This is a genomic window from Shimia sp., from assembly GCF_022448905.1.
In the GTDB taxonomy this organism is placed as follows: domain Bacteria; phylum Pseudomonadota; class Alphaproteobacteria; order Rhodobacterales; family Rhodobacteraceae; genus Shimia.
On sequence record NZ_JAKVCW010000019.1, the window covers coordinates 21,759 to 37,904 of the forward strand.

Sequence of the window (16,146 nt, forward strand, 5' to 3'; positions counted from 1 at the left end):
GAAAGCCAGAGGAGGTCGCGTGACGTTGGAGGACAGCGATCTGTGACGGTTGCAGACTGCCTTGAGGCCCTACGATCCGACATTCCTGGCTGCCAGGTGGCAGCTTTCGGGGATGTGGCCGCGCGTCTGATCCTCAAGGCGTCCCATGATGCAACTGTGCCGCGAGAGAAGCTGGATGGTCTCTGCGCTGAGGCGGCACGCTGTTTTGCAATGACTGAGGGCACTGGCGATCCAAAGGCAGACACGCAAAACAGTATTGTGATGACCGCGCAGGACATGCGGGTCTATGTGCGGGCGCAGGGCCGTGCAGATTTCATTTGCCTGCTTTGCGCTTTGGACAGTGATCCGGAAGAGGTTGTTCCCAAAGGCGTCGCGGCGCTGAGCCAATTGGCGGGGGACGCGTGATCGCGCCGCGCAAAGATATGCCGACCGCTCCTGACACAGAGGTGACGGACGCGCGTGTCGCATTGCAGCGTTTGGCAACGCCAGAGGTGCAGGCCTATGGCGCGTGGCGCAGCTTTGGCTCTGCGGCGGAGGCTGTTCGGGCGGTTATTGGCGAAATTGGCGAAGTGGTGCTGGCGCGGAGGATTGCTGTGTCGGTGCGGAACAGTGACGCCGCGCTGCTACTGACCATCAGCAACCGGCATTTGGTGGCGCTGGAGGGGATCTCTCTGAATGCCAGCGATACCGATGCGCACGACGTTGTGGCTGCAATTGGGAGAGCGCTGGATTGCGCCAAAAGCCTGCGGTTTGACATCGCCACGCGGACGTCTGAGATGCCGAGCACGGCGCGGTCATGGTCTTGGCAGGCTTTGCTGGAGGCGCTGGAAGCGCCGCGCAAAAACGCGGTTGCGCCTGGCATTTTTGCGGATGTGAAGGCGCTGTCTGTTGCCTGGCTTGAGGTGGAGACCGGCGAAAAAACTGGCCCGGAGGCAGCGCTGCGGGCGTTGCACCATATGGCCAAAGCCCGCGGGGATTTTGTGGGGCAAGTGGACCAGTTCCGGCAAGATCGGTCCCATTTGGCGTTGTTTTCCATGACCGAACAGATGTTTGCCGTCGAAGTCAGCTGGCAAGGGAACTTGCTATTGGCGATATGTGAGGCATCCACGCGGGAAGATCTGCTCGCGATGTGGCGCGGCTTGGTCGCAGAGACGTAGTCCAGACAGTTCACGTGTGACCAAGTGTATGGGCTTAACGGCCTATGTACTTGCAGGAAATTCCAACCTGTATTATAGGTATACAGCCTAGAGATTCCTGTTGCCCGCCGAGACCCGTAATTATCATGCAGAGCCCGCTCGACACATTGGACCGCCGCCCGCTGTACGCGCAGGTGGCCGAGGGCATTGCCGCGATGATCAAGGATGCGGGGCTTGTGCCGGGCGATGACTTGCCGTCTGAGGCGGAGCTCTGCGAGCGCGCCGGTGTGAGCCGTGTTGTCGTGCGCGGAGCTTTGGCACAATTGGCCGGTGCGGGGTTGATCAAGATTTCCAACGGGCGGCGGGCGCAGGTGATGTCGCTGGACGCAAATGTGTTGACCGCTTCACTGAGCCAAGGGCTGGCCACGGCACAGTTCAGCGTTTTGCAGGCTTTGGAGGTGCGCAATGGCATTGAGGCCAGCACCGCCGCTTTAGCCGCCCAAAACCGGAGTGACGCGGATTGTGCCCGGCTTTCGGCGCTATGTGATCAAATGCAGGGGGCCATGGAAGACGCCGATAGTTTTGCCGAGCTTGACTATCGCTTTCACCTTGTGGTGGCTGAGGCCACGGGCAACCCGCTTTATGCCTACATCGTGCAGTCGCTGCGCGAGGTGATCAAATCCTCGGTGAGCGCCGGTCGGCTGGCGCAGCCTACAGCGCAGGATCAACAGCGCATTCTGGCCGACCACCGCCGCATTCAACACGCCATTGCCAACGGGGATGCGGCTGCCGCAACCGTTGCGATGCAAAACCACTTTGCCGCCGCCAACACTGCCCTTGTGCAAGACGCGGCACCTAAAGACACTAGATCCTGACCATGTCCCATCCCGCCCCCAAAACGCTCGACATTCTGTGCTTTGGCGAACCTATGTTTGAATTTTCGTTTGTGGACGAGGACACCATTCGTCCCGGCATTGGTGGCGATGTGTCCAACACTGCCGTTGCCGCCGCGCGGGCCGGAGCGCGGGCTGGCATGTTGACCCATTTGGGATCGGACAATTTTGCGGAGCGCATTTTGCAGCTTTATACGGATGAAGGCATTGATGCCTCCCGCGTGATGCAATCGGAGACAGCCCCGACTGGTCTGTACTTCATCGACTACGGCCCAGACGGGCATCGGTTTTCTTATCGGCGCGCTGGATCGGCGGCGAGTTTGGTGGGGCCGGAGGACCTGTCGCCTGAGATGTTTGAGGGCGTGGGTGTGCTGCATATCAGCGGGATCACGCAGGCGATTTCCGCTTCCTCCTGTGAGGCCACGGTGCGTGCGGCAGAACTCGCCCGCGCGGCGGGGGCGCGGGTGTCGTTTGATACCAACCTGCGATTAAACCTGTGGTCAGCAGAGGACGCGCGTCAGGCGTTGAAACAGATCCTGCCGCTGGTCGATATCGTGTTCCCAAGCCTTGAGGATGCGGAAGCGCTGTTTGGGACGTCTGGCGTCGATGACATTTGCGCTCGCTTCCTTGGGGAAGGCGCGGCGCTGGTGGTGCTGACGCTTGGCGAGGACGGCGCTGTGGTGGCAGATGCTAACGGACAAGTGGCCGTGGCACCGTGCAAGACAGCGCTGGTGGATGCGACCGGCGCGGGCGACACCTTTGATGGCAGTTTTCTGGCGGAATATGCGCGCACCTCCGATGCGGTGGAGGCGGCGCGGTTTGCCTGTGCGGCAGCGTCTCTTTCCGTGGAAAAAGTCGGCGCGGTGAAGTCTATTCCAAAGCTGGACGCCATTCGCGCGCGGCAGGGGTAAACCGCCGCGCCGAAAACGTGCGTCAGCTGGGCGACTTGGGCGCGTAGTCGGCCGGGTCCAAGCTCTTCGGACGCCCCGGAAGCGACAGATTGCTGACCGAAGGCTGTTTGCGGGCGATCACCTTGCCTTTGCGGATCACGGCGAGGCGGTCCGCGCGCAGGCGGATGGTCTCGATCTTGTCGCGCGCTTGCAGCAGCACAAGATTGGCGGCGCAGCCTTTGGCAACGCCATAGCCGCCCAGCCCCATGATGTGTGCCGAGTTTTGCGTGACCGCGTCAAAGCACCAGGCCATGTCCTCGCGACTGGACAGCTGCCCGACATGCAGACCCATGAAGGCCACATCCAGCATGTCAGCCGTGCCCATGGAGTACCACGGGTCCATAACGCAATCAGAGCCAAAGCCCACAGTGATGCCGGCGTCCCGCAGCTCACGCACGCGGGTTTGACCACGCCGTTTGGGATAGGTGTCGTGCCGCCCTTGTAGCATGATGTTGATCAGAGGGTTGGGAATGGCGTGCACGCCTGCTTCGACCATTAGCGGGATCAGCTTGGAAACATAGTAGTTGTCCATCGAGTGCATGGAGGTCAGGTGTGAGCCAGCGACACGTCCTTGCAGACCCAAACGCTGGGTTTCATAGGCGAGCGTTTCGATGTGGCGGCTGTGTGGATCGTCACTTTCATCACAATGCATGTCGACCATCAGGCCTCTGTCCGCAGCAATTTTGCAAAGCTGACGCACAGACTCTGCGCCATCCGCCATGGTGCGCTCAAAATGCGGGATGCCGCCAACCACATCGACGCCCATATCCAGCGCGCGCAGGGTGTTGGCCATGGCGGTTGGATCACGCAGAACACCGTCTTGCGGGAAGGCCACCAACTGCAGATCGATGTAGTCTTTGACCTGGTCCCGCACCTCAAGGAGCGCCTCAACGCCCTTGAGTTCATCATCGCAGGTATCGACATGGCTGCGGATCGCGCCCAGCCCCATGGAAACCGCCAGATCGCAATAGCGCAGGGCCCGTTGGATGATGTCATCGACACTTTGCACAGGCTTGAGTTCGCCCCAGAGCGCGATGCCTTCGAGCAACGTGCCGGAGACATTCATGCGCGGTGTGCCCAGCGACAGCGTGGCGTCCATGTGAAAATGCGGGTCCACAAAGGGGGGCGACACGAGATAGCCTTTGGCGTCGATAACCTCGGTGGCCTCAGCCGTGATACCAGCTTCAACAGCGGTGATAATGCCGTCTTGGCAGGCAATGTCGACACCGCTGCGCCCGTCAGGAAGGGTCGCGTTTTTGATGATCAGATCAAACATGAGAAATCCTAGCGTTGGCCTTTGAACCACGGCGTTAGAAGCGCGCGGGGATAGTCGGCTTTTCGGGCGGCCACCACAAGCGCGATGATCGACAGGATGTAGGGTGCCATCAGGAAGACCTGCCCCGGCACAAGAGCGCCCACTTCGGTTTGCAGGCGGACTTGCAGCGCGTCAAAGGCACCAAACAAGAGCGCGCCGAGCAGGGCTTTGCCCGGCTTCCAGCTGGCAAAAATCACCAGTGCGATGCAGACCCAGCCGCGTCCGTTCACCATGCCAAAGAAGAAGGCGTCAAAGGCCGACATTGTCAGGAAGGCACCACCAAGTGCCATCAGGGCAGAGCCCGCCACCACGGCCCCGATGCGCAGACCGTAGACCGAGAGGCCTTGGGCATCGACGCTGTCAGGGTTGTCACCCACAGCTTGCAGGGCGACGCCCAGCGGGGTGCGGTTGAGTACATACCAGACCAACCCAACCATCAGGATCGCCAGCCATGTGAGCGCGGTTTGTTGAAACAGCACCGGCCCCAGAAATGGCAGTTCCGAAAGCAGTGGCACATCCAGCGGCTGAAACGGCTCAATGCGCGGCGGGGAGGACACGTTGGGCAGCGCGGTGCGATAGGTGAAGTAGCTGACCGAGGTGGCAAACATGGTCACCCCAAGCCCGGACACGTGTTGAGACAGCCCCAATGGCACGGTCAGGATAGCATGGATCAGACCGAAGAAAGCCCCCGCGAGCGCGGCCACCAACACGCCGCCCCAGAGGCCCGCGCCAAGCCAAACCGCCATCCATCCGGCCATGGCCCCGGCGGCAAAGATGCCTTCGATACCCAGATTGAGCACGCCGGTTTTCTCACAGAGCAACGCGCCGAGCACGCCAAAGATCAGCGGTGTGGCGATGCGCAGCGAGGCGGCCCAGAAGCTTTCGCTGAGCAGGATTTGCAGAATGTCCATCATGCCTGCTCTCCTTTGGGCGTTTTTACCAAAGCGATGCGGTAGCGGGCAAAGAAGCCGCCAATCAGCACGCAGAGCAGCGACATGGAAACCACGAGATCTGCCAAGTAAGACGACACCCCCATGGCGCGGCTCATGCTGTCGGCGCCAACAAACACACTGGCGATGAAGAGCGCGGACATGACCACCCCAACTGGTGAGAGGCCTGCGAGCATGGCGACCACAATGCCGGTGTAGCCAAAGCCGGGGCTGAGGTCGGCGGTGAGATAACCTTTGAGACCTGCCACTTCGCTCACACCGGCCATACCGGCCAAAGCGCCGGAGACAATGGCGACGCTCATCAGCGAGCGGTTTACGCGGATGCCGGCGTGTTTGGCGGCGGCGGCGTTTTCTCCCACTGCGCGCAGCTTGAAGCCCCAAACCGACCGCGCCAGCATGAACTGTGCCACACCGGCGCAGACCAGCGCGATGATCAGGCCGGAATGTACGCGCATCCGGTCCATCAGAGGGGGCAACATGCCTTGATCCAGAATGGGCGGGCTTTGCGGCCAGCCAAGGCCCATAGGGTCTTTGAGCGGGCCTTCGAGCATCATTTGCAGGAAGATCAGGATCACGAAGTTCAGCAAGAGCGTGGTCACCACCTCATCCGCGCCGAAGCGGGATTTGAGCACGGTGGGCACCGCCATGCCCACGGCACCTGCTGCGCAGCCAAAGAGCACGATCAGCGGGATTAACACAAAGGAAGGCGCGTCGATGGCCCCTGCCCCGATGGCCACGGCAGCCATTGCGCCGAGGTAGAGCTGGCCTTCGGCCCCGATGTTCCAGAGCTTGGCCCGAAAAGCGAGCGCGGCGGCGAGACCGGTGAAGATCAGCGGCGTGGCGCGGGTCAGCATTTCGGTGAAAGCAAAGGTGGAGCCAAACACGCCTTTGAACATTTCCTTATAGGCTGTGGTGACATCGGCACCGGCAAAGGCCAGCGGCAGAGCCGCCAGCGCCAGCGCCACAAAGGCGGAGAGCACCGGGATGCCCAACGTCATGAGGCGCGAGGAAGATTGTCTGGGTTCGATGCGGATCATGTCAGTTCTCCCGCCATCATTAGGCCAATGTGTTCGCGATCGCGGCTGTTTGCTTCGATTAGGGCGCCGTCGTGGATCACCATGATGCGGTCCGCGAGGCTCAACACCTCGTCGAGATCTTCGGAAATCAGCACAATGCCTGCGCCACGGGTGCGGGCCTCCAGCAAGCGGCGCGCCACTTCGGCAGCAGCCCCCATGTCGAGGCCGCGCGTCGGTTGGTTGGCCAGGAGCAGCTTGGGGTTTTGTTCAAACACCCGCGCCAGGATCAGCTTTTGGATGTTGCCGCCGGACAGAAGCCGCGCTCGGGCGGTCACACCTGGGCCGCGCACGTCATAGTCGGCTGCCAGCCGGTCCGCGTTGGCGCGAATGGCATCGCGTTTTAACAGGCCCTTGGCCTGCACCTCCGGTTCATCCAACCGCTCGATCACCATGTTCTCAGCGACGCTCATCGCCCCGACGATGCCGTCATGGTGGCGGTCCTCGGGAATGCGGCCCACCCCGGCGTGGATCATCTTGCGCGGGGTTGGATGTGCAATGACCGTTTCGTCCACCTTCAACGTTCCGTTGGTGGGCTGGTTCAGACCGGAGATCACCCCCGCCAGCGCGCTTTGGCCGTTGCCGGACACGCCTGCAATGCCCAAAATTTCATGTTGGTGCACCGCCAGAGTGACATTCTCAAGCGAGTCCCGCTTGGAGCGGCCTGTCACCGACAGGTTCTTCAATTGCAGCACCGGCGCGCCGGGTGTCAGGTCGCTGCGTGGGGTTTCGGGTGTGTCCGCCCCGACCATCATCCGCGCAATGTCGCGCTCGTCAGCTTCTTGAGTGGCAATCTCACCTACCTTTTCGCCATGGCGCAACACAGCGATGCGGTGGGAAAAGGCCAGAACTTCGCGCAGCTTGTGGGAGATGAAAATCACCGACAGCCCTTCGCGGGTCATGGCGCCAATACTGTCAAACAGCGTGTCAGCCTCTTGCGGCGTCAATACGGCGGTGGGTTCGTCCAGCACCAGAATGCGCACATCGCGGTATAAGGCCTTGAGAATTTCGACCCGCTGCCGTTCGCCCACGCTCATCTTGCCCACGGGCACGTCGAGCTGTGCCTGAAGCCCGGTGTGCTCCATGATGCGTGCGATCTTTGCGCGGGCACCAGCACGGTCTCGTTTGAGCATCCGCAAGGGCTCGGAACCCAGCACAATGTTATCCAGCGCATTGAGGTTCTCAGCCAGCGTGAAGTGCTGGTGCACCATGCCGATCCCCGCCGCCAGCGCCGCTTGCGGATGGCCAAGCATCAACGGGCGCATAGCACCGGACTCGTCAGCCACATCCACCGTGCCGTCATCGGGCATGTAGTGCCCAAAAAGCATGTTCATCAATGTGGTTTTGCCAGCGCCGTTTTCTCCCAACAGCGCCAGCACCTCGCCGCGGTGCAAGGTCAGATCCACCGCGTTATTCGCCACAACGGAGCCAAACCGCTTGGTCAGCCCGTTCAAAGATAAGACTTTTTTCTGTGTCACAATGTGAAAAGGCCGACCCCGAGGATCGGCCTTCCCCAAATCAGTTGTCAGAGACAGGACGGTCGTCGTTCACGTTCACACGGAACATGCCACCCATGATGTCAGCCTCTTTGGCCCGCACGGCCTCAACCACATCAGCTGGCACCAGCTTGTCATCCAGCACGAGAGAGCCGCCGCCATACTGCATGAAGCTGTACTGACCGTAGTCCGCCGCTTCAAAGGTGCCGCTGGCGACGCTTTCGATGGCTTTGTCGATGGTGGCTTCCATGTGCCACAAAGCCGACGCCAAAATGGTGCCCGGGTAGTCGCCCGAGGTGTCAATCACGTTGCCAATCGCCTTTACACCGCGTTCGACAGCGGCGTCAGACACGCCAAAGCGCTCCGCGTACATGATGTCCGCACCGGCATCCATCATCGCAAAGGCGCTTTCCTTGGCTTTGGGTGGATCGTACCAGCTGTCGATGAAGTTGACGATGAACTTCACATCCGGGTTCACCTCGCGTGCACCGTCCATAAAGGCGTGCATCAGGCGGTTCACCTCTGGAATAGCGTAACCGCCCACCATGCCGATCACATTGGACTCGGTTGCCTTACCGGCCACCATGCCCGACAGATAGGATGGCTCGTGAATCCAGTTGTCAAACACCGAGAAGTTTGGCGCCACCGCCCCAAAGGACGAGCCCATGAGGAAGGCGGTTTCCGGATAATCCCCGGCCACTTTGCGCGCCGCGCGTTCCAGGCCAAAAACTTCGCCCACTATCAATTGCATACCCTGTTCGGCATATTCGCGCATCACGCGTTCGTAGTCTGTGTTGGCCACGTTTTCGGAAAACACATACTCAATGTCGCCGCGCTCAGCCGCTGTGTTCAGCGCCAAATGGATGCGGCTGATCCACTGTTGTTCCACTGGCAGCGTGTAAATGGCAGCAACTTTCACAGCCTCAGCAGCGGCAATTCCTGCGGACGCAAGAACGCTTGCGCCCAACGCCGATGCGAGCAGCACCCGACGAGACATCTTCCCAACGATCTTCATAGATAACCCCCTGATTGAATGCGGCTAGCTTCGGCAACTTTGACCGTTCGATCAATCTATTTGTTTGCAAATGAGTTTTTTGCTGCAAGACAGGACAGCACTGCTGCCAAATTAAGCCTGTCGCCCAGCGGACAAGCGCAGTCTGTGAACCGGCTGCGTTCCTTGCCGCGCGGAAAATCCAAACACACAACTTTAGCGGCCACTTTGGTCACAGAGCCTGCCTGGGCCCCGCCTAATCCCGATCAGAAAATGAAATCTGTCGCGTCGATCACTGCGATATTCACATTTAGCAACCGGATGGTTGTGGTGCCTTCGACAATCTGCGCATCCAAGCCCACCTGTGTGAGGTTGGCCAGCACATCGCCAATGTTGTTCAGCCCGGCGGCTAGGGACAGGTCGATTTGGTCGCTTCCGTCCTGATAGTCGGTCACAAAATTGGTGGTGCCGTCGCCGCTGGCAAAGACAAAGACGTCCGCATCCGCGCCCCCGGTGAGGGTATCGCTGCCGCCGGCGCCGTTGAGCGTGTCATTGCCGTCGCCGCCAAGCACCACATCGAGGGTATTGCCGGTGCCGGTGAAACTGTCGTTGCCCGCGCCGAGGTCGTAATCGATGCGGTTTTGATTGACGCCGTTGGTCTGCTGGCCCGTCAGGTTGTTGCCAAACACCGTATCATCGCCGCCGCCGGTGGAGACGTCCACGTTGGCGACGACGGTGTTAAGCCCGTAAAGCTGCAGCCCCTGCAGGTCGTAGGTGTTGGCATTGCCGGTGCCAAACATCGTGCCGCCCACAAGTTGCAGCCGTTCCACGCCTGCGCCCATGACGTTGCCGATGCCGTCAAAGTCAAAGCTCTCAAACACAAAACTCGCCCCGGCCAGGTTGTGCAGCGTGTCAAAGCCTGCGCCGCCCACAATGGTGTCGAGCTCGGACTGATCGCCTGCGCGCAGGAAGATCAGATCGCTGCCGTCGCCGCCATCAATCAGGTCGCCGCCGGCGCCGCCTTCGAGCGTGTCATTGCCATCGCCACCCAAAATCGTATCGCTGCCCAGCCCGCCAAAGACCACATCCGCCGACACGCCCGCGCCGGTGAAGCTGTCGTTGCCCGCGCCGAGGTCATAATCGTAGCGGTTTTGGTTGACGCCGTTGGTCTGCTGCCCGGTCTGGTCAGAGCCCACAACCGTGTCATTGCCACCGCCGGTGGCGATCTCCAGGTCGCTGACCACGGTGTTCATGGTCAAAAACCGCACGCCGGTGAGGTCAAAGATGTCGTTGCTGCCGGCGCCCAGCACCGTATGCGCCGCCAGCGACAGTTCTTCGATCTCCAGCACGTTGAAGTTGGGCCCATCAAAGGCGTTGATCTGCTGCAGGGTCACGTCGCCGCCGGTGGCATTCACCAGCCGGTCGATGCCCGCGCCGCCGAGGTACTCTTCGAGTTCGTGGTTGGAGCCCGCGGTTAGCACCAGATGGTCGTTGCCCAAGCCGCCCTCGAGCCGGTCCAGACCGGCGTCGCCTTGCAGCGTGTCGTTGCCCTCGCCGCCTTGCAGCAGGTCGTTGTCTGCGCCGCCCAGCAGGGAATCTGCGCCCAGCATCCCGCGCAGGGTGTCATCGCCGCCTTGGCCAAAGACCACGTCGTTCATCAGCCCTGCGCCGGTGAAGTCATCCTGTCCCGCGCCGAGGTCATAGTCGATCCGGGCCTGGTTGACGCCGTTGGTTTGTTGCGCGGTGGCCGCGCTGCCGATCACCGTGTCATTGCCCGCGCCGGTGGTGACCTCCAGATTGGTCAGAACGGTGTTCAGGCCAATGAACCGCGTACCGTCAAAGTCAAACAGCGTGTTGGCGCCGGTGCCATTGATGCGGAAACCGTTGAGCTGCAGGATCTCGACGCCGGAGCCGTTCACCGTCTCGGTGGCGTCGTCATAGTCAAACACCGAGAAAGTGAAGTTGGTGGTGACACCGTTGGTGATGATGTCAGCCGTGCCTGCGCCGCCAATAAATGTATCGAGCTCGCTGTCTTCGCCTGCGAGCACGGTGAAAGTGTCGTTGCCACCCTGCCCGTTGAGGAAATCGCCGCCCGCGTTGCCGCGCAGCATGTCATTGCCATCGCCCGCGAGCACCGTGTCACTGCCCGTACCGCCAAGCACGACATCGATGTTGACGCCTGTCCCAACAAAGCTGTCGTTGCCTGCGCCGAGGTCATAGTCGATGCGGTTTTGATTGACGCCGTTGGTCTGCTGGCCCGTCAGGTTGGTGCCAAACACCGTATCATCGCCGCCGCCGGTGGAGACGTCCACGGTGGCGACGACGGTGTTAAGCCCGTAAAGCTGCAGCCCCTGCAGGTCGTAGGTGTTGGCATTGCCGGTGCCAAACATCGTGCCGCCCACAAGTTGCAGCCGTTCCACGCCTGCGCCCATGACGTTGCCGATGCCGTCAAAGTCAAAGCTCTCAAACACAAAACTCGCCCCGGCCAGGTTGTGCAGCGTGTCAAAGCCTGCGCCGCCCACAATGGTGTCGAGCTCGGACTGATCGCCTGCGCGCAGGAAGATCAGATCGCTGCCGTCGCCGCCATCAATCAGGTCGCCGCCGGCGCCGCCTTCGAGCGTGTCATTGCCATCGCCACCCAAAATCGTATCGCTGCCCAGCCCGCCAAAGACCACATCCGCCGACACGCCCGCGCCGGTGAAGCTGTCGTTGCCCGCGCCGAGGTCATAATCGTAGCGGTTTTGGTTGACGCCGTTGGTCTGCTGCCCGGTCTGGTCAGAGCCCACAACCGTGTCATTGCCACCGCCGGTGGCGATCTCCAGGTCGCTGACCACGGTGTTCATGGTCAAAAACCGCACGCCGGTGAGGTCAAAGATGTCGTTGCTGCCGGCGCCCAGCACCGTATGCGCCGCCAGCGACAGTTCTTCGATCTCCAGCACGTTGAAGTTGGGCCCATCAAAGGCGTTGATCTGCTGCAGGGTCACGTCGCCGCCGGTGGCATTCACCAGCCGGTCGATGCCCGCGCCGCCGAGGTACTCTTCGAGTTCGTGGTTGGAGCCCGCGGTTAGCACCAGATGGTCGTTGCCCAAGCCGCCCTCGAGCCGGTCCAGACCGGCGTCGCCTTGCAGCGTGTCGTTGCCCTCGCCGCCTTGCAGCAGGTCGTTGTCTGCGCCGCCCAGCAGGGAATCTGCGCCCAGCATCCCGCGCAGGGTGTCATCGCCGCCTTGGCCAAAGACCACGTCGTTCATCAGCCCTGCGCCGGTGAAGTCATCCTGTCCCGCGCCGAGGTCATAGTCGATCCGGGCCTGGTTGACGCCGTTGGTTTGTTGCGCGGTGGCCGCGCTGCCGATCACCGTGTCATTGCCCGCGCCGGTGGTGACCTCCAGATTGGTCAGAACGGTGTTCAGGCCAATGAACCGCGTACCGTCAAAGTCAAACAGCGTGTTGGCGCCGGTGCCATTGATGCGGAAACCGTTGAGCTGCAGGATCTCGACGCCGGAGCCGTTCACCGTCTCGGTGGCGTCGTCATAGTCAAACACCGAGAAAGTGAAGTTGGTGGTGACACCGTTGGTGATGATGTCAGCCGTGCCTGCGCCGCCAATAAATGTATCGAGCTCGCTGTCTTCGCCTGCGAGCACGGTGAAAGTGTCGTTGCCACCCTGCCCGTTGAGGAAATCGCCGCCCGCGTTGCCGCGCAGCATGTCATTGCCATCGCCCGCGAGCACCGTGTCACTGCCCGTACCGCCAAGCACGACATCGATGTTGACGCCTGTCCCAACAAAGCTGTCGTTGCCTGCGCCGAGGTCATAGTCGATGCGGTTTTGATTGACGCCGTTGGTCTGCTGGCCCGTCAGGTTGGTGCCAAACACCGTATCATCGCCGCCGCCGGTGGAGACGTCCAGCGCCGAGACGGTGGTGGCCAATTGGGTCAGGCGCAGGCCTTGGAAGTTCATCAGGTCATTGCCCCCCGTGCCAAGCACGGTCAGGCCTGCGATCGCCATATTCTCCAAGCCAGAGCCGCTGACCGTTTCGGTCACATCGGTGGCATCAAAGGCGTCAAACACCAGATTGGAGCCGCTGGTGTTGAGCAGCCAATCCGCGGTGCCATCGCCCCCGACATAGATGTCGCCCAACGAGCTAGTGCCGGATTGGATGGCGATGGTGTCATTTCCGTCGCCCGCCAAGATCCAGTTGTCCGCCGCGCTGCTGGTGATGCTGTCGGCGTTGGCGGTGCCCTGGATGTTTTCAAAATTCACGGCCGTCAGATCCACGGAGCCATTGCGGGCGATGTCGATGTCCCCCGTGGTGAGGTTCGCCGTCACCGCAGACCCCGCCGCCAACAGGCCGCTGAGGTCGAGCCAATCGCTGCCGCCGTTGCCGTCCACATTCATGAAATCGGTGAGCACGCCGATGGTGTCATTGCCCAGACCACCCGAGAACGTCTCGCCGTCAAATTCGTTGAGATAGCCCGACACTTCCAAACCGGACACCAAGGTGACGGCATCATCTCCGCCGAGGGCATCCAGGAAGTTGTTTTCAAAGGCCGTATCTGGGAAGGCCGCCACGGCGGCGCTGAGATTGACGGCGTCGTTGAGCTCGGTGAAGAGGCCATCGTTCACGCCGTCGATGGTCACCGTCAGGGTGGCCGCATTGGTGGCGCCAAAGTCGTCCATCAAGGTGAAAGTGAAGGTTTCCTGCAGGCTGGCCCCGGACAGAAGGCCATGCACCGTTGGGTTGTCGTCATCCACCGTGTAGCTGTAGGCGCCGGTCAGCGCGTCCCATGTCAGCACGCCATAAAGCCCAACGATACCGGTGGTGCCATTGATCTGGCCATCCACATCGACCACCGAGACCACAGTGCCATCGACATCGGAGGCGTTACTTTTCAGGTTGCCATTGCCCACGGCGCTGATGGTGATGCCGATGCCTTCGAACACATTGAGGCTGACGTTGCCCACGGTGGGCGCATCGTTGACGCCGGTCAGGTTGACTGTCACCTGCCCGGTGTCGCTGGCGCCGTTGCCGTCGGTGATCTCATAGCTGAAGCTGTCCACGGCCGGGGTGCCGTCGGCCAGCGCGTCAAACACACCCGCGGGATCGTAGCTGAGCGTGCCGTCCAGATTGAGCGTGACCGTGGCGCCGGAGCCGGTCAGCACCACAGAGCCGCCAAGCGCCACCGCTTGGCCGTCGATCATGGTGACCGCGAAACTGTCGAGATCCGGGTCGCTGTCGTTACTGGTCACGTCGATGAGCACGGCGGTGTCTTCATCCGTGGCCGCGGTGTCGTCGACCGCAGCGGGCGGGGCGTTGCCGCCTTCTACGGTGATCACCAGCAAGCTTGGGCTGGTGGTTGTGCCATCGCTGATCGCCATGGCCACCGTGACGGTGTCATTTTCGGACGGATTCAGATCAAGGAAATTGGTTTGGGGATCAAAAGTGTAACTGCCATCTGCCAGCACGGTCAGCAGGCCTTGGCGCCCGCCTGCAGAGGTCACCACAAGGGCGGTGCCAGGGGCCACGCCGGCCACCAGTCCGACGCTGAGGCTGTCACCAGTGTCGATGTCACTGTCGTTGATGAGGACATTGCCGCTAACCGTGCTGTTTTTAGCCGCGGTGGCCACATCGTCCGCCGTCACTGGCGCATCGTTTTCGCCGGTGACGTTGATGGTCAGGGTCGAACTGTCGCTGGCGGTGCCATCTGTAATGTCGACGGCAAAGATGTCGGTATCATTGAAGCCGTCGTCGATGCTCTCGTCTGTCACGAGGTAGCTGTAGCTGCCGTCTCCGTTGAGCGTCAGCGTGCCGTAGGCGCCGACGAATACGCCTGCGTTGGTGACGGAAAGCACGTCGCCCGCGTCCACGTCGGTGTCGTTGGTCAGCACGTTGCCGGTGGATGCCACACCGTTGTCGCTGGCGCTTGTGCTGTCGTCATTGGCCACTGGCGCATCGTTCTCGCCGGTGACGTTGATGGTGAGGGTGGAACTATCTGCGCTCGTGCCGTCGGTGATGTCGACCGTAAAGCTGTCCGTGTCGCTGAAGCCGTCGTCGATGCTCTCGTCTGTCACGAGGTAGCTGTAGCTGCCGTCTCCGTTGAGCGTCAGCGTGCCGTAGGCGCCGACGAATACGCCTGCGTTGGTGACGGAAAGCACGTCGCCCGCGTCCACGTCGGTGTCGTTGGTCAGCACGTTGCCGGTGGCTGCCACGCCGTTGTCGCTGGCGCTGGTGCTGTCATCGTTGGCGACGGGGGGCGTGTTACTCCCACCTGTTCCAGAGCCTGTGACCGTGACCGTCACCGTAGCGGTGTCGTAGCCGCCGTTGCCGTCGGTGATGGTGTAGGTGAAGGTATCGGTGGCGGTGCTACCTGCGGCGAGATAGTCGAACTGGCCGTTGGCGTCGTAGATCAGATCGCCCCCTGCGGTCAGGGTGATTATGCCGATGGTGGCCGTGCCATCCACCGACACTACCTCCAGCGTGTCACCTTCCCAATCAAAATCATTGGTCACCAGGCCAGAGGCGCTGACGGTCAGTGCGGCGTCTGATTGCGCGGCGAGGGTGTCGTCGACTGCCAAAGGCGCATTGTTGGCGGCACGCAGGTTGATGGTGATGTCGTCAAATTGCAGGAGTTCGATGCTGAACAGCCAATCGGTGCCGAGGACATCCGTGTGGGTCACCCGCAGGCCGCACCAGCCTTGGTGGAACGTAAAGTTGAGAATGCTGTCCTCAAACACCGCGGTGTCCCTGCCGCGCCCGCCAAAGAGCACATCGTTGCCTTGCCCGCCTGAGAGCACATCCCGTCCCCGACCACCAAACAGCCAGTCATTGCCGGCGTCGCCAAATAGTGTGTCTTTACCGTTGCCGCCTTTGAGCAGGTCGTGCCCGTCGCCTCCGGAAATCAGATCGCGCCCATTGCCGCCTAATAGGATGTCATTGCCGCCATTTCCGTTGATGGTGTCATGGCCATTGCCGCCATAGAGAAAATTGGACAGCCCATTGCCATTGATGAGATTGTTGCCGTTGTTGCCAGGCATAAGACGTTCCCCCGAGGATGCTGCATCCGCAGTTGCAGATGATGGACCCGACCGGGAAGACAGGCTTGGACTGGGTATTTGGAGTGTGAAAAAAGTTAATTTTGGCCAGAAAAGGCGTTAAATCACATACCCTAGAATTGAACGGTTTTAGTGCGGTCCCACCTACGGTCGAGCGACGACTGAAACGGAAAACTGGCAAGCACTTTTAATCGCTGAAAAAACCAGAAATCACTTGTTTTTTATAGCAGAAATGGAGCGTTTTGTCAGCCTTCCGGTCTGTGAGATCGGCACAAAGGATTTTTTTAACGCCTCGA

General features: G+C 61.0%; 10 protein-coding genes. 4 read left to right on the plus strand and 6 right to left on the minus strand.

Translation table 11 applies throughout. From position 1 onward, the window contains the following. The first annotated feature begins 42 nt into the window (after positions 1–42). From MK208_RS18625 to MK208_RS18640, 4 genes are all read left to right on the plus strand, one after another. Positions 43–405, plus strand: a complete 363-nt coding sequence (locus MK208_RS18625; protein WP_294119053.1) for a hypothetical protein — start codon at positions 43–45, stop codon at positions 403–405. Positions 406–422: 17 nt separating this feature from the next. Further along, positions 423–1,157, plus strand: coding sequence for a hypothetical protein (locus tag MK208_RS18630; RefSeq protein ID WP_294119055.1), 735 nt, complete (start codon positions 423–425; stop codon positions 1,155–1,157). A 125-nt stretch (positions 1,158–1,282) separates the two neighbouring features. Next, positions 1,283–2,011 (plus strand): FadR/GntR family transcriptional regulator, encoded by a 729-nt coding sequence (locus tag MK208_RS18635; protein WP_294119058.1) that lies wholly within the window; start codon positions 1,283–1,285, stop codon positions 2,009–2,011. A gap of 2 nt (positions 2,012–2,013) precedes the next feature. Further along, positions 2,014–2,940 carry a sugar kinase gene (locus MK208_RS18640; protein WP_294119060.1) on the plus strand — a complete coding sequence of 309 codons (927 nt, stop codon included), beginning with the start codon at positions 2,014–2,016 and terminating at the stop codon, positions 2,938–2,940. Positions 2,941–2,962: 22 nt separating this feature from the next. On the opposite strand, the gene MK208_RS18645 is transcribed toward MK208_RS18640, so the two are convergent. The 6 genes from MK208_RS18645 to MK208_RS18670 form a co-directional block, all read right to left on the minus strand. Next, a complete protein-coding gene (locus MK208_RS18645; protein ID WP_294119061.1) occupies positions 2,963–4,255 on the minus strand; it encodes an amidohydrolase family protein in 1,293 nt (430 codons plus the stop codon). An 8-nt stretch (positions 4,256–4,263) separates the two neighbouring features. Next, positions 4,264–5,205: an ABC transporter permease gene (locus MK208_RS18650; protein WP_294119117.1), complete on the minus strand. Its 942-nt coding sequence runs from the start codon at positions 5,203–5,205 to the stop codon at positions 4,264–4,266. Continuing rightward, entirely contained in the window at positions 5,205–6,281 is a 1,077-nt protein-coding gene (locus tag MK208_RS18655) for an ABC transporter permease (protein ID WP_294119062.1), read from the minus strand. Before MK208_RS18655 ends, MK208_RS18650 begins: the two co-directional genes overlap by 1 nt. Continuing rightward, positions 6,278–7,795: an ABC transporter ATP-binding protein gene (locus tag MK208_RS18660; RefSeq protein ID WP_294119063.1), complete on the minus strand. Its 1,518-nt coding sequence runs from the start codon at positions 7,793–7,795 to the stop codon at positions 6,278–6,280. The genes MK208_RS18655 and MK208_RS18660 overlap by 4 nt, the downstream gene beginning before the upstream one ends. Positions 7,796–7,835: 40 nt before the next feature. After that, positions 7,836–8,828, minus strand: coding sequence for a BMP family protein (locus MK208_RS18665; RefSeq protein ID WP_294119064.1), 993 nt, complete (start codon positions 8,826–8,828; stop codon positions 7,836–7,838). 242 nt (positions 8,829–9,070) lie between these two features. Then, positions 9,071–15,832 (minus strand): Ig-like domain-containing protein, encoded by a 6,762-nt coding sequence (locus tag MK208_RS18670; RefSeq protein WP_294119066.1) that lies wholly within the window; start codon positions 15,830–15,832, stop codon positions 9,071–9,073. Positions 15,833–16,146: the final 314 nt, after the last annotated feature.